We start from the raw sequence: 23,187 nt of genomic DNA, 5'->3' as shown, positions 1-23,187 counted from the left end.
CGCTCATCGGGGCGCTCATAGGAGGCGGCGCCTCGCTGGCCGTCGCCGTCTACACGCAACGCTACTGCGGGTGGTTGCCGCTGGCGTTCGCCGCGACGAACCGGAGCAGCGCCGCCCGCCGCATCCCGGCGATGCGCGCGGGGCCGAGCAGGTCGTGCAGGACGGCGAGCGACAGGCTGGTCCGGAAATCCGGCAGCACGGCCTCCACGGCGGGGCACGCCCAGCGCACCAAGTCGAGCAGGCGGCGCTTGATGGCGGCGACCTCGTCCTCCAGGCGCTCGCGTCGGCGCGTGAGGCGCTGCAACGCGCGCCGCTCGGCGCCGGGCACGTAGACCGGGTCGGCGGGCGCGCCGCCGAACAGCGGGATGGCGCCGAGCACATAGGCGTCGGCCGCGTCCGTCTTGGCGTGCTCGCTGAGGTAGCGGCGCAGCGCGCGGACGCGCTGGCCCTTGACCCGGATCGTACGGATGCCCGCCTGTTCGAGCCGGTGGGCGACCGGGAACCACGCCATGCCGGTCGGCTCCATCGCCGCGGTGACGGTGCCGCCCGGCGCCAACCTGGCGTGCAGGGCCGCGACCAACCGGTCGAGGCTGTCGGACGTCAGGCGGAAGCGGATCGGCTTTCCGCTCGGCCGCCCGTCGTCGAGGATGCGGGCGACGTGGTCGCCGCGGATGGCGAGGTCGATGCCGACCGTGCGCTGGCCCATGCGGCCCTCCCTGCGGTTCGCGGGCGGAGTCCCGGGCGGCGCAGCCATGTGCTTGATCCGTGGCCGGCCATGCCGCCACAATCTCCGCACTCTCGCCCGCCCAGGCCGGTTCCGGGGCACGTCGTCACGTCGTCGAGACGCTGGGGAGCCCTCACTGCTGGAGACGCCCACGGCGCCGCCGCCCGCCGAGGCGGAGGCGCGCCACTATGCTCAGATCGAGCCTGCCGCCATGGCGGCCTGACTCAAGCTCACCGGCCTTCGGAGAAGCCGGGGCAGTTCACAACACTTGGGCTGGCACTGTCACAAGGCGTGCGGTAACAACCTGGGCACGTGGCAGGGCGGCGGGAGCCATGAGCATGGCCGTTCCGGGCGGTTTGTTCGAGGCCGCGGCCACGGCGCTTCTGGATCCCTCCTCCTCGGACCGCCTCGGTCCCGAGATGCTGGGCTTGTTGCGCGTGCTGGACTGCCCGCTGCCAGCAGTCCCCGGTGCGGCGGAGCGGCACCGAGCGCTTTTGTTCCGCGCGGCGGCTAGTTTCGTTCGGGTGTTCCGGCTGGCGTCGGAAGTCGCGCCCGGCCTAAAATTTTTCGGTGCGGAGGTGGCGCCGGACGCGGTCGCGGCCGAACCCGGCCTGCCGGTCGCCGGTGTTGCCGGCGCTGGGTTGTCTGGCCTTGAGGCGTTCGAGGCCTGCACTGGGGAAGGCATCGAGCGGCTGTCCGCGGTAGAGGCCGTGGAAGACCGTGTGGCCCGGCAGGCCCCGCCGGCGGAGGTGGCGCCCTGGCTACAGCCATTGCTACGCAGCACCGCCGCCGATCCCGGTTGGCTGGCGATGCGGCGCCAGAGCGACGGCGGCACGGTGCTCGTGCCGCTGGATTTGTGCCTTCGGCGCGCTTCCAGAAACCGCGCCTTCGAGCCGCCCTGGCCCCTTAGCATCGGCTGCGCGGCAAGCATCTCGCCCGAGGGCGCGACGCTGCATGGACTTCTGGAGCTGATCGAACGAGACGCCGTGGCTTTGTGGTGGCGCGGCGGCCGCCGCGGGCGGCCGGTCGGGCTCGATGAGGCCGCGGCGGCCGAGGCGGCGGCGCGGCTTGCGCTGTTGCGCAGGCACCGGCTGGACCGAAGGACTTGGCTGCTCGACATCACGACCGACGTCGGCGTGCCGTCTGTCGCGGCCGTTTCCTTCGGACGCGATGGTGGCGGCTTCTGTCTTGGCACCGCGGCGCGCCCCGATCTGGCGGGAGCGGCCAGTGCGGCCATCATGGAAATGGCGCAGAGCGAACTAGCGATCGAGGTGGCGGAGGCGAAGCGGCGGGAGCGCGGCGACGCCGCCCTGAACGCCGCCGATCATGTCCACCTCCGCCGCTTCAGGGGCATCCACGCCGGGCGTTGCGCGCTGGTGCATCCCACCGCCTCGGGCTGCGCCGCCGCAGACCTGCCCGCCGGCACGGCCGCCGGCACGCTGCGTGCCGTGCTGGACCGGTTGGCTCGGCTAGGGCTGGAGGTGCTGACGCTCGACCTCACCCGCGCGCGCTTCGGCGTCCCTGTCATGCGCGTGCTCTGCCCCGGGCTGGAGCGGGAGCCCTCCTCCACCGCCGGGCCGCGATTGGCGGCCGCCCTTGCGGCTACTGGCGGAGGCGATTGCCATCACGGAGGAATTGCCTTGATGTAACCGCCGGGCAGGAGCCGGAAGCCCGGCTATTTGAGAGGCGCCATGAATTCCCACCCGGCCACTGCGGATCCAATGCCGCTTCGGCTCAGCGCTCGGCCGCCGCTGATGATACATGTGCTCGGCCATCTCCGCGTGAGCTGCGACGGCCGGGAGGTTCGGATCCGCAGCCGCAAGGCGGGTGCCGTGCTGGCCTACCTCGCATTGGAGGAGGCCGGGGCAGCGACGCGGGAGCGCTTGGTCGGCCTGCTCTGGAGCGAAGCCGAGGAGGAGAAGGCGCGCGCCTCCCTCCGCCAAGTGGTACATGAATTGCGGGAAGCGTTGCAGGCCGCCGGCTTTTCCAGTCTGCAGGCAGGGCGTGCGACGCTCGGCCTCGACGCCCACGGGACCATACTGGACGCGCGCGAGGTGCTGCGCCAAGCCGAGGCGGGAACGGTGCATCCGCTGCTGCTCGACGTGCCCCACCTCGACGAGATGCTGCTGATCGGACTGGAAGACCTCGACCCCGCCTTCCGGGTCTGGTTGATGGCCCGGCGGCAGGCGGTGCATGACCGCCTGCTGCGGGTGCTGGAAACCATGCTCCGGCAGGAGGGCGTTGCCCGCCTAGGGCGCCGGCAGGCGGCGCGGGCGATCCTGCATCTCGACCCGACGCACGAAGAGGCGTGCCGCGCCTTGATGCGGGACTGCGCCGAGGCGGGCGACCCGGTCGCGGCACTGCGCGCCTACGAGGCGCTATGGCGCGTGCTGGCGGAGGATTACGACACCGAGCCCACGCTGGCGACGCAGCAGCTCGTGGCGGACATCAAGCTGGGCAGGCTCGAGCCTCCGCCGCAGCAGCAAGGCCGGCCGGAGGCGCCGCCGCTCCCGCACGCCGCGGCTCCAGCCGGACCCCGGCCGGCGCCGTCCGCCCCTGCGGCCTCCACCCCGACGGTGCCGCCCCGCATCGCGCTGCTCGTCGAGCCCTTTGCGGTCCACGGCGTCGGCCCGGACCGGCAGCACCTCGTGCAGGGCTTCCGGCACGATCTGATCGCCCGGCTTGTGCGCTTCCGCGAGTGGTTCGTGGTGGACGGCCCGACGCTTCCGCCGCCGGACCAGACCCGGGCGCGGGTCTCCGGCCGCTACCGCATCGGCGCCAGCGCCTACAGCGCCGGCGAGCGGATCAGCATGGCGCTGACCCTGGCCGAGCAGGAGAGCGGCATCTTCGTCTGGAGCGAGCGGCTGGAGCTGAGCTTGGACGGCTGGTTCGAGGCGCAGCAGCACGTGCTCCGCCGCATCGCCATCGCGCTCAACATGCAGATCTCCTCGGCGCGGCTGGCGCGGCTGGCCGGCGAGCCGGACGTGACGCTGGAGGGCTACGACCGCTGGCTGCGCTGCCAGCAGATGGTGCTGAGCTTCAGCCACCGCGACTGGGACCGGGCCTTCGGCATGCTGGAGGAGATGGCGGCGCGCACCCCGGCCTTCGCGCCGACCTACAGCCATCTGGCGCAGCTCGACAACTTGGCGCACATCATCCGCCCCGGCACGCATCGCGCCCGGGCGCGGGAGCAGCGGGCCCTGGCCAATGCGCGCCGGGCGGTGGAGCTGGACCCGATGGACAGCCGCTCGCAGCTCCACCTGGGATGGTCGCTGACCATGGCGGGACAGCACGCCCAGGCCGATGTCCCGATGCGCTTGGCGCTCGAGCTGAACCCGGACGATTCCTGGCTGGTGATCTCGCTGGCGCTGTTCCACGCCTTCAACGGGGAGCACGAACTCGCCGAGACGCTCGGGCGGCAGTCGCTCCGAATGACCCTCGTCCCGAGCGCGGCGCACTGGGCCTACGAGGTGACGAACGCCTACCTGCGCGGGGACGACGCCGCCGCGCTCGAGGCCTGCGACCGGTCGGCGGACGTGATCCGCACCATGCAGGCGTGGCGCGCCGCGGCGCTGCACAATCTCGGCCGGCGGCAGGAAGCGGCGGCGGCGGCGGAGCGGTTCTGCACGACGGTGTCCGCCTGCTGGTACGGGCAGTCCGCGCCGACGCCGGAGACGATCACGCGCTGGCTGCTGCACCTCTACCCGATCCGGCGCCCGGACGACTGGGAGCGGCTGCGCCGGGGTGTCGCCGGCGCGGGCCTGCCCACGGCAGGCGCCGCGCACGGTGGATGGTACGATGCCGCCTTCTAGCCGCAGTTGGTGATGCTGTAATCGCCGAACCGCTCGACGTTCAGCACGGCGTAGGCCGGGTCCGTCGCCGGCTTGCGCGGGCCGTTGAAGGCCTTGTCATAGATCGCCGGCAGCGGCCAGCTTGCGGGTTCGCGTAGGCGCGCGAGCATGTCCGGCGAGGGAACCTTCAGGACCAAGGTGCTCGCGTCATGCCGCAGGGCGACGAACCCCGTCTCGGGGACCTCGGCGGCGATGCCGTTGGCGACCAACTGCCGCTTGAACTCCTCGATGTCCTTCGGAACCGGTTGGTCGCCCCTCGACCAAGCCTCGATGAGCGTGCCCATTTTCATGTGATCGGTAATGTCAAGAAGCCTCATGGTGATCTCCCTGCGTTGCCGCCAGAACGGCGGTGGGCTCAGACGAGGTCCGGCTCCGGATCCGCGGACCGGGGGGCGGGAACCTTGCTTGAGGGGTGCGGGCGGCGCTCATCGACGAAGTGGATGAGGCCGGCCATGGTGTCGAAATTTCCGAGACCGTGGAACGCCTTCGAAACGCCGGTGAGCTTGTCCGCCAGCGGCCCTCCGGCCCTGCCGAACTCCGGATCTTCGTGATCGAGAATGCCGAGCATGACTTCCGCAACGACGACCGAGCCGAGCGGCCCGAGGGTCTCGACATCGGCATACCCCTCCTTTTGGCGGGCCAACTCCGCCTCGAGCAGGACGTAGAAGGACATCGGCGGATCGTCGGTGAGCGCGGCGACGTCCGCGTCCTCCAACTGGAACTCAGGGTGCCTGTTCTTCTCCAGCCAGCCGCGAACCTGCGCGCGCAGTTCCGCATCGCTCCCGGGCAATAGATCCCGCAACTGCTCCAGCCGCTCATCCTCGCGAAGCCGCCGGATGAGCGCACGCACCGACCAGAGCCCGGCCAAGGCGGAACTCATCAGGTCGCGGTGGACGAGGCCCGGCATACCGGCGGCGCCCTTCGGCGGGAACAGCGTCTCCGCGGTGAGCGAGCCGATGACGGTTGGCCCGATGCGGCGGGCGTAATTCGGCTCCGTCCGACCCTCGAACCCGAAGAACCGCGACCAAGCGACGATCCAGTCCGCCGTCAATGGCAGATCCTCGCGCCCGGCCCGTTCCGCGGTCTGCCGCAGGAGGTCCGTGATTCGGGTCGGGTAGTCCTCGGTCGCCTGATTGAGCTGGTACCGGTGTTGTGCCATCGCGTGACCAAAACGGAAGGCGCCGTGCGTGAATTCGACCGGCAACGCGCTCGTCGGGCCTGGCTCCAGCCGCTCGAAGCCGCCGTCGTAGAGCTTCCACACGGCGGGATGAATGATCTTCGGCAGCACCTCCTGGCGCAGGATGTGGCGGTAGATCAGCGTCGTCGCTTGGCGGGCCTTGTCGAAGCGCCCCTCCGCGCCCTTGCCTTGCGCCTCGACAAGCTCGTTGTGCAGCATCGTGAAGAGCACGGTCAGTTGCGACAGGACGACATTGGTGTCGTTCTTCTCGTCGGCGAGGAGCGTCCGCCAGAAGGGCGGCTCCTCGCCCGCCTGCGCCAGCGGGCAGCGCGGGGCGTCGCGTCGCGGCGCGGCGCCGCCCTTGCCTGCCCCTCCTGGCGCCATCGGCCCGACCAGCAGCTTGTCAGCATCGGACTCGTCCCTTTCCGCGGCGCGGCCGGCGCCGTCGCCGTAGAGCGTCTCCAGCCGCAGCGGCTTCCGGCGCCGGTTCCCGCGATCCCCCGGCTCCACGTGGGGCGCTTCCAGCACGGACGGCTCGGTGTCGACGAGGTCGTGGACGACGAACTGCAACAGGTAGGTGAAGCCGGCCGGGATCTTCGAGTCTCGCTCCCGCGTCCCGGCTGTCCGGGTCATCATGTGTGCCAGCGCCTTCAGCCGCTGTGGCGTCTTCTCGATCGCCGCGAAGCGCTCGGCCGGCTCGCCGAGGAAGTTGCGGAGCCTGCCTTCCCGCGCCGCCCCTCTGTCCGGCCCACCGCCCGTCGACGGCCCCACCGCCGCGGGCGGCGGTGGGGCCGTCGCCGTGTCGGTCGCGCCAAGCGGAGATCCACCGTGCAGCGCCTGCATCGCACCCTCCTCAATCACGCCGGCGCGCAACATCGCAGGGCCAGCGTGAGTCCAGCGTGAATTCCCCGGAGGGTGGCCACCGCCGGCGCATCACGGGCCGTTGCTGGCGCATCTGGTCCAATCCGCCTCGCACCTCGGCCGATCCGGCCGGCGGCGCGATAATGGCGAGGAAGCGGCATGGCGACCCTCACCGACATTGACGGGAGAGACCGGGCCAGGCCCGACGGCGCTCCGGGCAACAACCCAGGCGCTGCCGAGCCGGAACTTGTCGGCCCCGGCCGGGGCGAGCCGGTTGCGGCGGTCGTGGCGACGCCCGCCGGCCGGCGCCGCATTCCCGAGGTGGTGTCAACCGGAGCCAGGTGGAGAGTGGATGCGGGCCGGCGGCCGTGCGGCGGCCGACCGCGCCGCCGTGCCGGCACGCCCGCCGCGGGCGGAGCGGAGCCCCGGGCGGCCGCTTACGCCTACCGCAGCCACGCCACCGCCGATGGCCTTCCCCTCGGCTCCCTTGACGCCGGCTTGGCGCTGCCCTGCCCCGAATGCGGGACCCTTCACCGTCCCAGTGGCGAGGAGTCGCGCGCTGCCCTTGGCGTACCGCCACCCGTAGGCCGGCTAGCGGCCGGGCTGCAGGCCCCGCCGACTCGCCTGCGGGCGAGAGACGCGGAGCGGCGGCCGGTCAGCGTCCTGTTCTGCGACGTGGTGGACTCCGTCGGCCTGTCGAGCCGCCTCGACCTCGAGGACTACGGTGCCCTGATCCTCGCCTATCGCAAGGCCTGCGCCGACGCGGTCACCGCCGCCGGCGGCATCGTCGCGCAATATGTCGGCGACGGCGTCATGGCCTGCTTCGGCTGCCCCACGGCGCACGAGGACGACCCCGTTCGGGCGGTTCGGGCCGGCCTCGGCGTCCTTGGCGCCATGCGGGACCTCAATACCGACTTGGCAGCCGAGGGAATGCCGGCACTCGCTGTGCGCGCCGCGATCCACACCGATGTCGTCCTGGTTGGCGATCTCGGCGTAGGCACAGGGCAGGAGGCGATCACGATCGTGGGTGAGGGCCCGAACGTGGCGGCGCGCCTGCAGCAGGCGGCCGAGCCCGACACGCTGCTGGTCAGCGATGCCACGTTTTGTGCCGTACAGGGCTTCTTCGAGTGCCGCCCGCTCGGTCCGCAGGCGTTGCGCGGCCTTTCGCGCATGATGGGGGCCTTCGCCGTCGTGGGCCCGACCGGTGCCACAACCCGCCTGGAGGCCAGCCGCACGCTGACGCCACTGGTCGGGAGGACGGACGAACTCGCGGAGTTGCGACGGCTCTGGTCCTGCACCGCGCAGGGCGGCGGCCGAGCTGTGGTGCTGCGGGGCGAGGCCGGCATCGGCAAGTCGCGCTTGGCGCAGGAGTTGCAGGCGCAAGTCGCCGCAAGCGGCCCTCTCTTGATTACCTGCCGCTGCGGGCAGGAGCACACGACGAACGCCCCCTGGCCCCTTGCCATGGCGACCCAGCGGCTGCCCAGAGGGCCGTCGGCCCGTTTCCGCAGCCTTGCCGACGTGGTGGACGAGTTGCTGCCGCCGCGGACCGCTTGCCGGCCGACACTTCTGGTGGTGGAGGATGCGCAATGGGCCGACGGAGCGACGCTTCGCTTGCTCGAGATCCTTATCGAGCGATTGCCTGCATCGGCGGCTCTGGCGGTCTTCACGGCTCGACCGGAGTTCGATCCCCCCTGGCTCGATCATCCGGGCGTCTCCTTGCTCGACCTGCACCGCCTGCGGGAGCCGGAAGCGTCCGAGATGCTCGAGTCGCTGGTGATCGGGAAGGAGATGCCGGCGGTGGTGCGACGCGAAACACTGGAGCGATCGGATGGCGTGCCGCTTTTCATGGAGGAGCTGGCGCGCGCGGCAGCGGCACCGAACTCAGGCTCGCCCCCTGGCGGCGGGGCGTACGGCGGGATGCTGCCCCCGCATCCCATTCCGGTCACACTACGCGGATTGGTGATGTCCCGCCTGGACCACCTCGGCGACGGCAAGACGATAGCGCAGCTGTGCGCCGGGCTCGGGTCGTGCTTCAGCCAAGCCCAGGTGCAAGCGGCCGCGGGAGTCAGCGCGACGGTGGCATGCAGGCTCCTCGCCCGGCTTGTGGCCGAGCAATTCCTGGATCGGGACGGCTCGGGTACGGCGGCCACCTACTCGTTCCGCCACACCCTGGTCCGTGAGGCGACCTATCAATCCATGCTGCTGGCGCGGCGGCGATTTGGTCCACGATAGCGTCCGCGGAGGTGGTGGGATTGCCGGCCGCGCCCGGTGGGGAACCATGAGGGGTTCTGTTGCAAACCTCTGGCGCAGGATGCGCGAGGGTGACCTGATGGGTCAGTAGGTCTCTTACGCTGCTTTGAGTTCGAGCCGGTGGCCGACAAACTGGACGGCCTCGGCCAAGGCGGAAGCACCAAGCCCGAAGGCGCGCTCGACGATGCGCGCTTCGCCGAGGATGTCGCCCGTGACGTTGAAGGCGCGTGCCTACCCTTTGCGAAGGGCGCGCATCGCCCCGAAACCCTTGATCGTCGCGTAAGCCGTCTCAAGCGTCTTGAGGCCCCGGACCGGCCGGATCAGCTGTTTCAGCTTGCCGTGGTCAGCCTCGATGACGTTGCTGAGGTACTTGGCTTGCCGGTGCAGCGTCCCCTCCGGGCACTTGCCTCCCTTCTTCAGCTCGGCCAATGCGGCACCGTGGGTTGGTGCCTTGTCGGTGTTGATGACCATCGGCTTCTGCCAGTCTTTCAGGCCGTTCAGGGCCTTGCCGAGGAAGCGCTTCGCCGCGACTGTGCTGCGCGTCGGCGAGAGGTAGAAATCAATGGTGTTCCCGTGCTTGTCGACAGCCCGGTAAAGGTAGGCCCACTGGCCACGAACCTTCACGTATGTTTCGTCGACGCGCCAGCTTGTCGAGCGTGGTCCCCGCCACCGCCATCGCAGCCGCCTCTTAACTTCGTGCGCATACCGCAGAACCCAGCGGCATCGCCAAGTTGGCCGTCTCTGGCCGGAATGAGCTGGCTGCGCGAAGCTGGCGGGATGACGCTCGAGCCTGCCACCTACCCTGGATACCGCTTCCCCGCCGAGATCATCGGCCATGCCCTTTGGCTCTACTGTGAGAATATCCGGGCCGCTTGGCGGGCCTGACCCCTGGTTTCTATTGACCGCGTGTCCTGACGTGGATCTGTCGGCCTTCCAAGCGACACCGGCGGTCGAGCGGGATGTGACCTCATAGGAGCCTGGCAGCGTTCGTCCCATCACAGTCCTGTCCCCCTGCTGGACTGCCGGGTCCCCACCCCGTCCGGAGACCCGGTGACATGAGCGAGGCCAACCCGCCCGACATCATCGTAGGCGTCGACACGCATAAGCGGACCCATGCCGCCGTCGCCATCACCGGGCTCGGTGCCCGCGTGGCGGAGTTGACCGTCCCTGCCTGCACGCGGGGATACCGGGACCTGGAGGCCTGGGCCTCTTCGCTCGGGGCTACCCGCGCCTTCGCCGTCGAGGGCACGGGGTCGTACGGCGCGGGCCTGTCGCGGTTCCTGCGCGAGAGGGGCCACGCCGTCCACGAGGTCTGCCGGCCCGACCGGCGGGCCCGCCACCAGCACGGCAAGACCGATCAACTCGACGCCGAGGCCGCGGCCCGCGCACTCCTGGGCGGCCGCAGCGCGGCCGTTCCGAAGTCCGGCACGAGCGAGGTGGAGATGATCCGGCACTTCAAGGTCGCCCGCGGCACCGCGGTCAAGGCGCGGACGCAGGCCATGCTCACGCTGAAGTCGCTCATCGTCGAGGCTCCCGCGGCCTTGCGCGAGCAGCTCGAGGCGGTCGGGGGCAAGAGGGCGCTGCTGCGGCACCTCGCCGCGCTGCGGCCGGGCAAGCTCACCACCACGGCGGCCTCGGCCAAGGCCAGCCTGCGCGCCATCGCCCGGCGCTGGCTCGCCCTCGACGACGAGATCAAGTCGCACGATGCGCATCTCGAGCGCCTCGTCCGGCGCCGCTCGCCGGCGTTGGTCGCCGGCGTTGGTCGAGGCCCACGGCATCGGGGTGGGGACCGCCGCGGAGATGCTGGTCCTGGTCGGCGACAACCCGGGGCGCGTCCACTCGGAGGCCGCGCTGGCGAAGCTGTGCGGCGTCTGTCCGGTGCCGGCCTCGAGCGGGAAGACCAACAGGCACCGGCTGAACCGCAGCGGGGACAGGCAGGCCAATGCCGCGCTGCACCGCGTGGTCGTCGTGCGGATGCGGGCGCACGAGCCCACCATCGGCTACGTCAGGCGGCGAACGGCCGAAGGGAAGAGCAAGGCGGAGATCATCCGCTGCCTCAAGCGGTTCGTCGCGCGAGAGATTTTCCGCCATCTGTGCGCCACACCGAGGCCGGCGAGCGGCTGTCCCGAAGCGCCTTGACTGACATAGGAGCATCCACGTCTTCGGCCTGAGCCTGCGGGATGCGGAGATGATCCTGGCCGAGCGGGGCATCGGCGTCACGCACGAGAGCATCCGGCAGTGGTGCCTCCGGTTCGGCGCCGACTTCGCCCGGAGGCTGTGCCGGCGACGGCCGAGGCCGGGCGACACCTGGCACCTCGACGAGGTCTTCCTGCGGATCAATGGCGTGCTGCACTACCTCTGGCGCGCGGTGGACCAGGATGGCGTCGTGCTCGACATCCTGGTGCAGACGCGGCGGAACGCCACGGCGGCCAAGCGCTTCTCCAAGTGCTTGCTGGCCGGACTGAGGTACAAGCCGAAACGCATCGTCACCGACGGCCTGAGGAGCTACGGCGCGGCTCAGCGCGAGGTCCTGCCCGACGTGCGGCACCGGACCGGCCGGTGCCTCACCAATCGTGCCGAGAATTCCCACAGGCCGACGCGGCGGCGGGAGCGGCAGATTCAGCGTTTCAAGTCGCCGGACCAGGCGCAGCGGTTCTTTTCATTGCACGCCATGATCTACGGCCACTTCCGTCCGCGCCGGCACCTGATGACCGCCGCTCGGTACCGCTCCGCCCGCGCCGGGGCCTTCCGGGTCTGGCGGCAGGAGACTTGCGTCCAGACGGCCGCGTGAAGCTCTGAGCCGTACCGCGGCCTGATTGCGCGGGCCTTCCCGCACACCAAGTTGGCAATGCTGCGCCTGCCGCGGCTGCTCGAGGCGCTCGGCCTGGCACGGAGCGATGGGCGCTACGCCCGCGTGCTCAAGAGCCTGGCCCGCGTCCAGCTGCTGGTCCTCGACGACTGGGGGCTGACCCCGCTCACGCCCGAGCAGCGGCGCGACCTGCTGGAGATCGTGGACGACCGGCACGGCCGCGCCGCCACCATCTTCACCAGCCAGCTCCCGGTGCCCGACTGGCACGAGTGGATCGCCGATCCCACCCTCGGCGACGCCATCCTGGACCGCCTCGTGCACAACGCCCGCCGGATCGGGCTGAGGGGCGAATCCATGCGCCGGCGCGCCGCCCGGCGCGCGACCGTCGTTGACGCGAACCAGGAGAGCTGAGCCAAATCACCACGTCTGCAGACCGCCCCTCCCCGGCCGGCTTCCATCGGAACGCCCGGCTGGCTTCGGCAGGAACGGGCGGCTGGCTTTGATCGGAAGCCCCGGCTGGCATCGTTGGCATCCGCACCGAGCCGGTCCGGAGCCCTCGGTTCGGTCCGGGAACCGCGGACGGCGAACCGGCGGACCAGACAACCCGATCGGGCGCCAACGCCGGCACAGGGCAGCGCTCCCAGCCCGGCTCTCGGCCGCCCTTGGCGTAGCCGCTCGCGTACCCCGCCGCCACTCGCCCGAACGCAGGGGCGACCGCTTACCCACCGGCGGTGCCCGCGCCGGCCACGGCGCGCTCACCCAAGCAATGTGAACGAGCCGCCTGGCGTGGCCCGCCCTGGCTGCTTGCGCTGCTCTCCGCGGCGCTTGAGCGTCCCGGTCGCAACAGCCTTCCGGCCACACGCTGCCGTGGCTCGCCCACCATGCGGTGCGAGCCGTGAGTGGGTGCATCCTCCGATGAGCGCCGGCCCACGGCGAAACAGCGGTTCAGCGTATCATGGGCCGATGCGGACGGAACGGAGCAGGGCCGCATTGACGGCGCGCGCGGTCCGGTCATCCACGGTCGACGGAAGCGCCTCCAGCAGGCGTCGACCGATGGCGGCGAGGGTTTCGTCGGGCACGGGCCGATCGTCGGCGCCGACATCCGCCGCGGGATGGCCGGCCGTCACGTCGCCGGCCTTCATGACGAGATCGGCCATCACGCGACGAACGTCGCCGAGCACCCGTTTGGCTCCCTGCTCCGCCCGCCCGGCGAGCGCGGCCATCCGGCCCAGCTCCGGCACGTCGGTGCCGGAAGCGGTCTTTGGGCCGTACGACTTCTCCTTTTGCCGTCGCGCCGTGGTGTAAAGGGCGTTGAGCAACGGTCGGTCGCGCTCCGTCAGCGCCGGGGACGCGTAGATCTCCTGCTCCAGCTTGATCATCAAGTCGTCGACCAGCGCGGACGGGTGGCCTCGCGCGGCGATGATCGCTTGTTGCGCCGCCAGGAAATGGTTGTGGAAGGGCAGCCCCTTCACCTGTGCAAAATGCAGGTTGCCCTCCAGCAGCGTCGGCAGGTGGCGGAACTCCAGCAGGAGGTAGTCAGCGTCGTCCACCGTGCGCCGGGTCCCGCCTTGCACCTGCACCAGCACCCCGTCCTGGACCTCCAGCCGCCCAGCGAAGGCGGACGTGGAGGCCGCCAGCAGCCGATGCCCGCTCTTCCGCAGCGCGTCGCCGTCCAGGCGAGCGAAGCGCGTCTCGACGCTGCCGGAGCCGAGCAACGCCTGCAGCTTGCCGGTGAGGTCGCCGGCGACGCGGACCGGCGCGGCGGCCGCCTCCCCGCCGATCGCCTTCGCCGCTTCCGCGGCGAAGGCGAGCAACCCGCTGGTCAGCGAGTCGTCTTTGAACCGACAGAGCGACAGGTACATCGTGAGACCCGTGGCCCGCACCGGCAGGTTCCGCACGACGTCCATGTTGTGGATGGCGAGGTTGCGCCCGGCGTCCTTGGGCGCGTTGGCGCCGAGGCCGCCGCGGATGGTGTCCGCCCCGAGCACGACGGGCAGCGTGCGCTGCCCCCCGCCGTCGCCCTCCCGCAGGAAGCAGGCGCACATCGGCAGGAACTCGGCGGCGTAGCGCCGCGCCTCCGCCAGCCGCAGCTCGACGACGCGGACGCTGGCGTAGCTTTCCTCGGCCGTGAAGTCGCGCACCGCCATCGGGGGTGCGCCCGGCTCCCTCGCTTCCGCGACCTCCAGGTAGGCTTGGCGCAAATTGGGTCGGGTCTTTAAGCCCTGCCACGCCTCGTGGACCGCCTCGACGACGTCGCCGCCCCAGCGCATGCCACCCCCTCCTTTTTAAGCCGCCGCCAACGCCACGGCGGACACCCAGGCCGTGTGCGTATCGCGGTATGAACTCTCGCACGCGCGTTGGTAGGCGGCGGCGGTGGTCAGCCCGTCGTCCAGGTGCGCCGCGTAGAAATTTCTGGTGAAGTCCGCGATCTTCGTCGCGTCGATCGTCCAGCGAAAGCCGATCAGGTCGCATTGGAGCCTGTGGTGCAGCGCCCGCGCGGCGTGCGGCGAGACGCTCTGGCAGGCGGCGAGGAAGATCAGGCGCAAACCTTCGGGCAGCCAGCCAGCGAGCAGATCAACGGGCAGCGGGTCCGGATCGGCGCCATCGGTGCCGGGCAGGATCAACTGCGTCTTCCGCGACTTAAGATGCGTGGTGGTGATGCCGTGGCCGCAGAAATGCAGTATGTCGGGCCGCGGCAGCTTGTCGGCCGGTGCGCGCAGCCGCTCCTCCAGGGCCGCCGCGTACTTCGTCTCCCCGATCTTGAAACCGGGCGGAGGAAAGATCTCGATTCTGCAGAGCGGCAGCTCCGGCGAGCCCCGTTTCTTCTGCTCCAGGTCGCGCAGGCCATTGAGTTGCTCCGCCGCCGTTTCGCGCAGTTCGTCGAACGACGGGAAGACGACGCCTTCCGCGCTGAACACCGCCGGCTGGCCGACCACCATGCTGGCGTCCACGAACAGCACAAGCGGCGGCGGCCGGCGGGGCGCGGCCGGGGCGTTAGCGTTGGCGGCTGGACCCACCGCCAGAACGGCGGGGGACGCCTTGCGCGCCTTGACAATCCCCCGCGCCATGGGACGGAGCTTGCAGAGGAAATCGGTGCCGAGCTCCTTGCACAACAGTTCGAGCGGCAGGCCGAACCGTGCCTCCAGCGCCTCGTCCTCGATCTCGAAGCGGAATTCCAAGCTGTCCACGTCGCTGCGGTCTATGAGATCGGCGGCCGCTGAGTCGAACAGGTAGTTCATCACGTCGATCCCGCGCTCGCTGAACTCCGCCCAGAGCGTCTTGAGCTCGCGGAGCCGGCCCTCCCTGAAGGGTTCGAGGTTCTCCTGGGCCAGGCGGTTGAGCTTGTCTCGCTTCCACCCGTCCACCAGCAGCGGCAGGCCGCTGAAGTGCGAGATGCCGTTCTCGACCACCGCCAGTTGCGCGGCAGGACCCGTGAAACGCACCACGGCGAGCAGCCTCCGCTTGGCCGGCGGAGCGACCGCCGCGCCTAGAACGGCGGCGAGCCGCTTCTCGGCCGCGTCGGGGTCGTCCGGGTCAGCGCTCATGTCCCAGCCCCAGACCCGCGGACGGAGCACCGCGGCGATGTGCGAGAGCTCCGGCGCGCGGATCGGCAGAACCACCGGCACGGTCGGCACCTTCTTCGCGATCCAATCGAGGAGCTCCTCCGCGCCCGGTGCCTCCTTGTCCAAGATCACCGCCGACGGGGGATCTCTCGTCGCAAGCCTGTCCCGCGCGTCGTTGGCGCTGTGCGGCCGTAGTTCCCGCAACGGGCTGCCCTTCTCGATGAAGTCCTCGAGCGTGATGCTCACGCTGTCCTGCACCGCCTCGTCGCTGCTGACCATGTAGAGGGTCATGTCAATGCCTCACGAATGGGCAGGCGGAAGCGGAGCTCGTAACCGTCCTGCCGTTCCTCGAAGCCCGCGCCGTGTGCCCGCAGGACTGCCATCACCGTGCCCAGGCTCCGGCCAGCAGCCTCCCGGGCGGCGCACGCGGCCTTGCCCAGCTCGCCCCCTTCGTCGTCCGGCGCCTCGGGCCGGAGGCACACGGCCCGCAGCGACAAGACCGCGCCGTCCGCCGCGGACCGCCGCAGCGTCACGTCGATCTTGTCGGGCGCGCGCGCCAGCAGGTGCCCTATCAAGGTGCGAAGCGCGAAGGAAAGGCGGCCGCGGTCGCCCGCGACGGTGGCTTCGCCGGTCGGCCCGTGGATCAAGCCGGCATCCGCCTCGGGCAGGCCGTCTTTGATGCCTGCGACCAACTCGCGGAGTTCTACGTCCGACTCCTCCCGCTTCGGGGCGCGCCGGACGTCGGCGGTTTCGGCGAGCCGTTCGAAGGTGATGTCGGCTTTGGTGAGTTCCGCCCGCAGCTTCTTGGCCGCCTTGGCCACGGGCTCCATGTGCGACTGGGGGCCGTAAGCGATCCGCCTGGCCAGCGCGGACGCGAGCAGCAGCGGGCCCCGGGTCTGGCGCGCCACCTCTTCCACTGTCGCTTGGATGTAGCGGGTGTCGTGCGTGAAGGCCTCGTGCTGGGTGGCGTCGAGCAACCACACCAAGTCGCGCGTTTCGGTGCTGTCCTCGAAGCGCTCGACCCACACGTCGTGGCCTTCGCCGCCAACCGGTCCGAGCCGCACTTTCGTGCGCCTATGCCCGATTTCCGGCAACCGCGTGGCTTCGCCGTCGGCGTCGGGACACAAGTGGTCGTGGAGGCGGGCGCCATCGGGCGGTCGGTCCGCGAGCAGGCCCAGGATGCCCTGCGCGCTCCGGTTCGCCCGCAGGATGGTTCCGGCGCCGTCCGTGACCACGACGCCCTGCTCCACCAGCTCGATCAGGGTCTCGTTTATCGCGGCGGTCCGGAGCGCCGCGACGCGGTCGGCGAGCCTCCGCACCAGCGCCGCCACGCGCGCGCCGTCCTCCTCGATGAAGGCGTTCGCGTGACGGGACACGGTGTCGAGCACCCAGCGCGTGCGGCCGTCGATGGTGATCGCCACGGTCAACGCGGACGCCTGGCTCCTGGAAACCGAGCGGAACCAGTGCGGCGGCTTCCCGTGCGTTCGCGGATCGCTCACGTCCGCTGCGACCACGACGCCCGAGCCGCCGTGGCGGGCGCTGCGCACCGCCGCGCCCAACATGCCCGATTCCCGCGCGAGTTCCTCGTCCAAGGGCTCGCCTGGCGCCGGGTCATACAGCGGTTGACGGTGGGACCACGGTATGGCCAACGGGTGCGGGCCGCCGTCGGCGTCGGTGGCCGGGTACTGCACGAAAGGGCGGAACTCGGTGCGTTCCGCTCCACGTTCTGCGACGAAGACCGACGCGTGGTCCCAGCCGAAATGCTCGACCAGGCCCTGCAGCAGAGTCCGCGTGGCTTCCGGCACGGTCTTCGCGCCCTCGGCGGTGTCGCCGATGCGCTCAACGCTGGCGTCGTGGCGCTCGATCTGGCGAAGCAGCGCGAGCAGCGGAGGCTCGAGCTGCAGCCTGATCGCCGCCTTGGAAGGGGGCGGCGGCCAAGCGTCCTCGATCGACGACCAAGAAGCGTCCCCCTCCGCGTCCCCGCCTCCGCCATCGCGGAAGAGGCCGGGCTTGCGGGAGGCCAGTGTCAGCGCCGCCTCGGGCTGGCCGAACGGCACTGGCAGCACGAAATGCGACACCATCCCGTCCGCTACGTGGCGGGCCACCAACGGGTTCTCACCGAGCCCGGGGTCGGTCTCTAAGAGTTCGTTCAATTCGAATGCGAAATGTCCTGCCCGCAGCCGTTCGCGCATGCTCGGCGGCACCGGGACCCAGGCGACGGGCCAGGGCTCGCCCGGGTGGGCGAGGACAGGCCGCGCCCAAGCGCCGTCGCGCGAAAAGCAGGTGAAGTACGCGCGGTCGAACGGCACCGCGAACGCCAGCACGTCCAGCAGCGCCCGCATGCGGTCCGCCCACCCGCGGAGGTCTGCAGGGCCATCGGCGTCGACCGCGGCTTCCCGCAGCTGGAGCCGGAGCGCCTCGAGGATCCGCTTCCGCACCACAGCGAGCACGCCGACCAGACGGCCGCCCGGGGCGTAGTCAGGGAGCAGCGTCACCCACGGCTCCGAGGGGAAGCTGAGGGCTCCGGCCACGATGCGGAAGCCGCAGCCGACCGGGACGCTTTGCGCCTCTTCGGTGCGGACGGCCGCCTGGAAAGCGCGGCGGATCTGCTCCGCGACCGCCGGCTCGAACATCGAGGCGAAGTCCCGCCCGACGCATGGGCCCTGAAACAGCCGCCGTGCCGCGCCGTTGGCGTACCGGACTCGGCCCTTGGGGTCTAGCCGCAAGGTGCCGTAAGGCGTCTTCTCGAAGCGGCGCTGCTCGGCCTCTCGGGCCGCGGTCAGGTCGGTGAGCCCGATGACCAGTCCGCCGCCCCTGGCCGGGAAAGGGTGCGCCAGTAGCGCCGCCGTCGAGCCGTCTGGCGCCTCCGCGAGGCTGGGCAACGGCTCTGGCGCCGGCGCCGCCGCCTCCGCGAGCAATCGCGCGAGGTCCAACCCGAGCAGGGGAGCCACTGCTCGCCCCACACGCGCCTGCGGCAGCAGTCGCGCCGCCGCAGGGTTGATGGCGGTCAGTGTCCCGCCCCGGTCCGCAAGGGCGCAGGGGAACGGGGAGTTCAGCAGCGCCCAGGCCGCCTCGTCGTCCACGGGCCGAAACCTCCCATTGTTCGCGACCTCACGATCGGGTGCTACGTCCACCAGGGTTCCCACTTCCGTGGCCGCAAGCGCCCGTCCAGTCCGCGCACGTACTCTAGCCAAGTGGCGGGAACGCTGGTGTGACGGCTGTCACAGGCGCCCAACCCGGGCCGGGCGTGCCGACGGTGTCAAACGCCTCCGCAAACCGGCTCTTCCGCATTTTCGACACTGCTGGCGAAGTCAGGCGGCGCCTTGGGCGTGGATCAGGCGTCCGAGATTCGACCGCCGGGTTGGTGCCAAGGGATCGCCGGCGATCCAGCAAACGAGGCGGGATGGATTCATCGCAGCCGCGGTGGCGACATGCTGGAGGTGGGTTTTCGCCCGGCCGAAGTAGCGCGACCGGCGCAGGCCGAAGCCTCGCACGGCCTGCGAGATGGTCGCTTCGACCCCGGCCCTGAGCCCGTAGAGGCCGCGGAAGTCCGGAGTTCGCTGGCGTTGCCGCGCCGTCTGTAGCGCGGCGTATTCGTCTCGGGTCCGGAGGGTCATGAGGCGCTGCTTCGCCTTCGGACCCGCGCAGTCCGCGCGATGGATGCAGGCGCGGCAGTCCCTCGCCGAGAACTTCACCTTGACGACCGCGGTGCCGCGGGTGTCCACCGACGGCGTCCAGCCGGAACTGCGGACGCCCATCGGGCAGACGGCCCGTCGCGTGTCCCAGTGGATGGCAAACCCCTCCATCGCAAAGCCCTTGCCGGCTTCCGCTCGCCAGCGCGGATCCGGGCGCGGGGGACCGACGAGGTCGACGCCGAAGTCCCGCCGCGTCTCCACGAGCAGGCCGGCGTCGAGATAGCCGGTGTCGACGATGTGCTGGGCCGGCAGCAGGCCTTTGCCGCGGAGCGCGCGGTGGGTTGGCGTCGTCACGTCGCCGTCCGCGGTGGGTCCGGCCGTGGTCTGCACGCAGGTGACGATCCGGGGCAGGCCGTCGTCGCAGGTTTCGGTCAGGTGCGCCTTGTAGCCGATCCAAGACCTGCTGCTCTTGCGCGCGTAGTGGGCGTCCGGGTCGCAGGGCGAACTGATGAACCGCGCTGCGGGCGGGATCCCCTCCTCCTTGGTGCGCCACCGGACCTCGCCGTCGGAGAGGTAGAACTGCTGGATCCAGACCCGGCGCAGCATGCCCGCCGCGGGGAGCCGGGCCAGCCAGTCCGGAGTCCCGGCGGCGGAGACGGCGGCGAGCAGATGGTGCCCGTCCTCGCCGACCGTCCGGACCCAGGCCGTTCGCTTGGCGGCCGACTTCGGCAAACGGTCGTCGAAGGCGCGCGGGCCGTACGCCGTTCCCCAATGCGGCAGCGCCCGCTCGAGCAGCCATTCGGGCGCCGCGAGGGCCAGCACCTCCAAGGCGTGCCGCAGCGTTTCATGAGCGCACTCCGCACGGTTCATGGCCCGGACCGCGGCCAGGACGTGGGTCGAATCCGTGCGCTGCCGACCGCCGGCCCGGAGCAGTCGGTGCGCGGCGGCGACGTCGAGGACGGCGCCCAGGAGCAGCTCCTCCGCTCCGCCCGCCACCAAGCGCGAGCGGAACTCGCTCAGCACGGTGCTGTCGAACCCGGCGTCGGCCAGCGGCAGGCCGAGCAGGTACTTCCAGTCGACCCGGCTCCGGACGGCGTCGGCGGCTCGGCGGTCGGACAGCCCTTCGGCGAATTGCAGCAGGGTCACCAGCGCCAGACGCCATGGCGCCTCGGCTGGCTGCCCTTTGGTGGGGAAGAGACGGCCGAAACGGCGATCGTGGAACACGGGGCCGAGCCCGTCGCGCAAGCCCAGGAGCAGGTTCCCGCGCGGGAACGCCGACCGGGCGACGTGGGCCGTGTCGGCGGGCACCGGCGGCGGCGGAGTGGGACGCAGGCACATGGCAACCTCACCTTGGCCAGAACCATCCCTTCAACGCCCAGCCCCCGATTTTGCCAGCAGTGTCGAATGTGCGGATGAACCCCTATTCAACGCCTATCCACAACCTTGCTACCCGGAGCGCTGCGGGCCCCGCGATCACGCCATGTGATCGAAAGCTGAGCCGAACGGATACGCCCGGACATCCGCACTGCTGTCGTCTCCGCCTGCCGTGCCCCGGTCGAGGACGCGCTCGCCGGCGTTGAGGCCGGCGGAGGCGAGGCGGCTCCGGTCCGACGTCAGGACCGGGCTGGCATCGGGGCAGGTGCGAAGTCGGGCGCCGGCTCTGGCGGCCGAGACGGGTTTGCACGGGTGGCCGTGCGGGCCGAGGCTGTGAGCCGGATAGATTCGGCACCATGCATGATGGTCAAGTCGTCGCCCTCGACCAGGCTGTAGGTGGTTTGATCGTTGGCGACCTCGACCCGTAGGCGGTGCCCCCGGATCGCCAGGGCGAAGCGCACGCGACGCCATTCGGCCGGCAGGCGCGGCCGGAAGGAGATGCGGCCGCCATGGTCGCGCACCCCCGCGAAGCCATAAACCAGGGCCATCCAGGCGCCACCGATCGAGGCGATATGCGCGCCGCTCATCACGTTGCCGCCGATGTCGGACAGGTCCATCGTCGCGGCGAAGCGGAAGTAGTCGAGCGCCTTACGCTCGTAGCCGATCTCGTTGGCGACGATGCTCTGGATGCATACCGAGAGCGAGCTGTCGTGGGTCGTCAGCGGATCGTAGTAGTCGAAATTGCGCTTCTTCTCCTCCGGCGTGAACTGGTCGCCGAGCAGGAACATCGCCAACACCGTGTCCGCCTGCTTGATCACCTGCTTCCGGTAGAGGTTGAGCGGATGGTAGTGCAGCAGCAGGGGGTAGTGGTCCTCCGGCGTGTTCGCGAAGTCCCACCGCTCCTTGTCGAGGAAGCTGTCGTCCTGCGGGTGGATGCGCAGCCGCTCGTCCCAAGGCAGATACATGCGCTCCGCCGCCTGCCGCCACACCCTGGGCTCCTCCGCGCCAAGGCCGGTGCGGCGGGACAGCGCGGCGAAGGCCTCCGCGTGGTCGCGCCGCATCGCCTCCGCCGTGTCGGCGGCGTAGCGCAGGTTCTCGCGCGCCATCAGGTTGGTGAAGAGGTTGTTGTCCACGACGGCGGTGTACTCGTCCGGCCCGGTCACGCCGTTGATGCAGAACCGGCCGCCGCGGCGCTCGGAGAAGAAGCCGAGGTCCCGCCAGAACCGCGCCGTCTCCACCAGGATCTCCGCCCCGTAGCGGCGTAAGAAGTCCTCGTCGCCCGAGACCTCCACATATTTGCGCAGCGCGTAGGCGATATCCGCGTTGATGTGGTACTGCGCGGTGCCGGCCGCGTAGTAGGCCGAGGCTTCGTCGCCGTTGATGGTCCGCCACGGGAAGGTGGCGCCCCGGTGGCCGAGTTCCGTCGCCCGGGCCCGGGCACGGTCCAGGGTGTCGTACCGGAATTTCAGGAGAGCCCTGGCGATCCGCGGCTGCGTGTAGATCAGGAAGGGCAGGACGTAGATCTCGGCGTCCCAGAAGTAGTGCCCCTCGTAGCTCTGCCCAGTGAGGCCGCGCGCGCTGACACCGTGCCCCTCGGCTCGCTCCGTGGCCTGCATGAGCTGGAACAGGTTCCAGCGGATCACCTGCTGCAGCCGCGGCGCGGCCCCTTCCAGCTCGATGTCGGCATTACCCCAGAAGCGCCCGACTCTGGCCACCTGCCGCTCCAGGATGGAGGCGAATCCGCTCTGCTTGGCGCGGTCAAGCGTCCAGGCGACCCGCGACCGGATCCCGGCAGGATCGCAGCCGTCGGCGTAGTGATAGCCCAGGTATTTCCACAAGCGCACCGGCCGGCCGCTCTCGGCCAGCCCTTTGAACACGACGGCGGCGAAGTCCGCCTCGCAGACGGCCTCATGCGTGAAGCGGCCCATGGTCTCGAGGCCGTGGTCCATGCCGCAGCCCAGGACAAGGCCCGAGCTGCGGGTGGTGTAACTGAGGATCGCGCGCAGCTCCTCGTGACGCGTTCCGGCCGGCTGCAGCACCCGGTCGGCAAAGCCGACCGCCATGCGCGGGTCGGAGTCGTTGCCGGGAAGCGGCGCGCGGTGCTGCAACTCCGAGGAGATGACGATCTCGGCGTCGGCATCTTCTGCCAGGACCTCGTACCGGATCGCCGCCAGGTGCCGCTGATCGAAGGACACCAGGCGGAGGGCCCGCAGCCGCATGCGCCGGCCCGCAGGGGATGCCCAGGAAATCTCCCGAACCAGCGTGCCCGCTTTGAGGTTCAGGACTTGGCGGAAGGAAAGCACCTCGGCCTGCGCCGGGAGGAAGGGCTCGCCATCGACGAAGAGCTTGATGACGGTGCCGTCCGGGCAGTTCAGGATGCTTTGACCAAGGCGTGGGAAGCCGTAGGCAAGCTCACCATAGGTGATCGGCCGGTGCTCGTAGAAGCCGTTCAGCAGCACCCCCGGGTCCTGCGCCGGCCGGCCTTCTTCCGGCGTGCCGCGGATACCGAGGTAGCCGTTGGCCAGCGCGAACATCGTCTCGGCCTGCCCGGCGTACTTCTTGGCGATCTGTGCGTCGTAGCGCACCGCGCCGAACGTCCACGGCTCGGGCGAGAAGATGTCGGGCGGCGGCTGTTGGCGTTCACGCAGCATGGTCACCCCCCTTGTCTCTGTCCCCTTGCTCGGGGCCGGTACCAGGCGTTCTCATTGGCGATGAGGCTCCCGCGAGGCCCACGGGCGTGGCGTAAGCTGCTGATTGCGTTTGCGGATCTGGGTGTCGGAGCCAAACCGCAGCACAGTAGGGCCGCGCCACGCCCGCCACGGGGGCGAGACGACCGAGCCCTTCGGCTTTCCAGCTACCGGCCGCAAGAAGGTGGTCGCCACTCTCGACGATGGACGGCTGGTCTTCGGTTGCGGCGTGACACTACCGCCCGCCGCGAAGCGC

The 23,187-nt window shown here is 70.6% G+C and carries 13 protein-coding genes and 3 pseudogenes; 7 read left to right on the top strand and 9 right to left on the bottom strand.

Annotation, left to right across the window (positions count from 1 at the left end; all coding sequences use genetic code 11):
- Window positions 1-61 precede the first annotated feature (61 nt).
- On the bottom strand, window positions 62-706 hold the full coding sequence (locus ABD067_RS23850; protein ID WP_343897916.1) for an IS110 family transposase: 645 nt from the start codon (window positions 704-706) through the stop codon (window positions 62-64).
- A 350-nt stretch (window positions 707-1,056) separates the two neighbouring features.
- Between ABD067_RS23850 and ABD067_RS23845 the strand changes: the two genes are divergently transcribed.
- The gene (locus ABD067_RS23845) at window positions 1,057-2,373 is read left to right on the top strand and encodes a YcaO-like family protein (protein ID WP_343897915.1); all 1,317 of its coding nucleotides are present in this window, start codon (window positions 1,057-1,059) and stop codon (window positions 2,371-2,373) included.
- 183 nt (window positions 2,374-2,556) lie between these two features.
- The gene (locus ABD067_RS23840) at window positions 2,557-4,536 is read left to right on the top strand and encodes a BTAD domain-containing putative transcriptional regulator (RefSeq protein WP_343897914.1); all 1,980 of its coding nucleotides are present in this window, start codon (window positions 2,557-2,559) and stop codon (window positions 4,534-4,536) included.
- On the opposite strand, the gene ABD067_RS23835 is transcribed toward ABD067_RS23840, so the two are convergent.
- Window positions 4,533-4,892, bottom strand: a complete 360-nt coding sequence (locus ABD067_RS23835; RefSeq protein ID WP_343897913.1) for a hypothetical protein — start codon at window positions 4,890-4,892, stop codon at window positions 4,533-4,535. The two genes, ABD067_RS23840 and ABD067_RS23835, sit on opposite strands and share 4 nt — an antisense overlap.
- A 38-nt stretch (window positions 4,893-4,930) precedes the next feature.
- Complete coding sequence (locus ABD067_RS23830) at window positions 4,931-6,628, bottom strand: peroxidase family protein (protein ID WP_343897912.1); 1,698 nt, start codon at window positions 6,626-6,628, stop codon at window positions 4,931-4,933.
- A gap of 144 nt (window positions 6,629-6,772) precedes the next feature.
- Here ABD067_RS23830 and ABD067_RS23825 point away from each other — a divergent pair, with 144 nt between their 5' ends.
- Window positions 6,773-8,845 (top strand): AAA family ATPase, encoded by a 2,073-nt coding sequence (locus tag ABD067_RS23825; RefSeq protein WP_343897911.1) that lies wholly within the window; start codon window positions 6,773-6,775, stop codon window positions 8,843-8,845.
- A 114-nt stretch (window positions 8,846-8,959) separates the two neighbouring features.
- Here ABD067_RS23825 and ABD067_RS23820 read toward each other — a convergent pair.
- A pseudogene (locus tag ABD067_RS23820) lies at window positions 8,960-9,583 on the bottom strand (IS6 family transposase); the annotation flags it as partial.
- A 335-nt stretch (window positions 9,584-9,918) separates the two neighbouring features.
- Here ABD067_RS23820 and ABD067_RS26540 point away from each other — a divergent pair.
- The 4 genes and pseudogenes from ABD067_RS26540 to ABD067_RS23805 all read left to right on the top strand — a co-directional run.
- Window positions 9,919-10,374 (top strand): annotated as a pseudogene (locus ABD067_RS26540) (IS110 family transposase); the annotation flags it as partial.
- A gap of 193 nt (window positions 10,375-10,567) precedes the next feature.
- Window positions 10,568-11,002, top strand: a complete 435-nt coding sequence (locus ABD067_RS26535; protein WP_408871595.1) for a transposase — start codon at window positions 10,568-10,570, stop codon at window positions 11,000-11,002.
- A gap of 49 nt (window positions 11,003-11,051) precedes the next feature.
- Window positions 11,052-11,654 carry an IS6 family transposase gene (locus ABD067_RS23810; RefSeq protein WP_343897909.1) on the top strand — a complete coding sequence of 201 codons (603 nt, stop codon included), beginning with the start codon at window positions 11,052-11,054 and terminating at the stop codon, window positions 11,652-11,654.
- Window positions 11,655-11,714: 60 nt separating this feature from the next.
- Window positions 11,715-12,083, top strand: a pseudogene (locus ABD067_RS23805) (ATP-binding protein); the annotation flags it as partial.
- A gap of 542 nt (window positions 12,084-12,625) precedes the next feature.
- Here the strand turns inward: ABD067_RS23805 and ABD067_RS23800 are convergent.
- The 5 genes from ABD067_RS23800 to ABD067_RS23780 form a co-directional block, all read right to left on the bottom strand.
- Complete coding sequence (locus tag ABD067_RS23800; protein ID WP_343897908.1) at window positions 12,626-13,942, bottom strand: hypothetical protein; 1,317 nt, start codon at window positions 13,940-13,942, stop codon at window positions 12,626-12,628.
- Between the two features lie 15 nt (window positions 13,943-13,957).
- Window positions 13,958-15,526, bottom strand: coding sequence for a CHAT domain-containing protein (locus ABD067_RS23795; RefSeq protein WP_343897907.1), 1,569 nt, complete (start codon window positions 15,524-15,526; stop codon window positions 13,958-13,960).
- Window positions 15,523-18,318 (bottom strand): PAS domain-containing protein, encoded by a 2,796-nt coding sequence (locus ABD067_RS23790; protein ID WP_343897906.1) that lies wholly within the window; start codon window positions 18,316-18,318, stop codon window positions 15,523-15,525. Before ABD067_RS23790 ends, ABD067_RS23795 begins: the two co-directional genes overlap by 4 nt.
- A 228-nt stretch (window positions 18,319-18,546) precedes the next feature.
- On the bottom strand, window positions 18,547-20,208 hold the full coding sequence (locus tag ABD067_RS23785) for an IS1182 family transposase (protein WP_343897905.1): 1,662 nt from the start codon (window positions 20,206-20,208) through the stop codon (window positions 18,547-18,549).
- Window positions 20,209-20,483: 275 nt separating this feature from the next.
- The gene (locus ABD067_RS23780) at window positions 20,484-22,895 is read right to left on the bottom strand and encodes a glycoside hydrolase family 65 protein (RefSeq protein WP_343897941.1); all 2,412 of its coding nucleotides are present in this window, start codon (window positions 22,893-22,895) and stop codon (window positions 20,484-20,486) included.
- Between the last annotated feature and the right edge of the window lie 292 nt (window positions 22,896-23,187).

Source organism: Craurococcus roseus, assembly GCF_039523795.1.
In the GTDB taxonomy this organism is placed as follows: domain Bacteria; phylum Pseudomonadota; class Alphaproteobacteria; order Acetobacterales; family Acetobacteraceae; genus Craurococcus; species Craurococcus roseus.
This window is presented reverse-complemented; position numbering and strand designations above follow the sequence as displayed.

Bases quoted from the DNA above. Each gene is read 5' to 3' on its own strand.
- ABD067_RS23785 (WP_343897905.1), bottom strand. From the start codon at position 20,208: ATGTGCCTGCGTCCCACTCCGCCGCCGCCGGTGCCCGCCGACACGGCC.
- ABD067_RS23845 (WP_343897915.1), top strand. From the start codon at position 1,057: ATGAGCATGGCCGTTCCGGGCGGTTTGTTCGAGGCCGCGGCCACGGCG.
- ABD067_RS23830 (WP_343897912.1), bottom strand. From the start codon at position 6,628: ATGTTGCGCGCCGGCGTGATTGAGGAGGGTGCGATGCAGGCGCTGCAC.
- ABD067_RS23835 (WP_343897913.1), bottom strand. From the start codon at position 4,892: ATGAGGCTTCTTGACATTACCGATCACATGAAAATGGGCACGCTCATC.
- ABD067_RS23795 (WP_343897907.1), bottom strand. From the start codon at position 15,526: ATGACCCTCTACATGGTCAGCAGCGACGAGGCGGTGCAGGACAGCGTG.
- ABD067_RS23825 (WP_343897911.1), top strand. From the start codon at position 6,773: ATGGCGACCCTCACCGACATTGACGGGAGAGACCGGGCCAGGCCCGAC.
- ABD067_RS23850 (WP_343897916.1), bottom strand. From the start codon at position 706: ATGGGCCAGCGCACGGTCGGCATCGACCTCGCCATCCGCGGCGACCAC.
- ABD067_RS23800 (WP_343897908.1), bottom strand. From the start codon at position 13,942: ATGCGCTGGGGCGGCGACGTCGTCGAGGCGGTCCACGAGGCGTGGCAG.
- ABD067_RS23810 (WP_343897909.1), top strand. From the start codon at position 11,052: ATGATCCTGGCCGAGCGGGGCATCGGCGTCACGCACGAGAGCATCCGG.
- ABD067_RS23780 (WP_343897941.1), bottom strand. From the start codon at position 22,895: ATGCTGCGTGAACGCCAACAGCCGCCGCCCGACATCTTCTCGCCCGAG.
- ABD067_RS26535 (WP_408871595.1), top strand. From the start codon at position 10,568: ATGCGCATCTCGAGCGCCTCGTCCGGCGCCGCTCGCCGGCGTTGGTCG.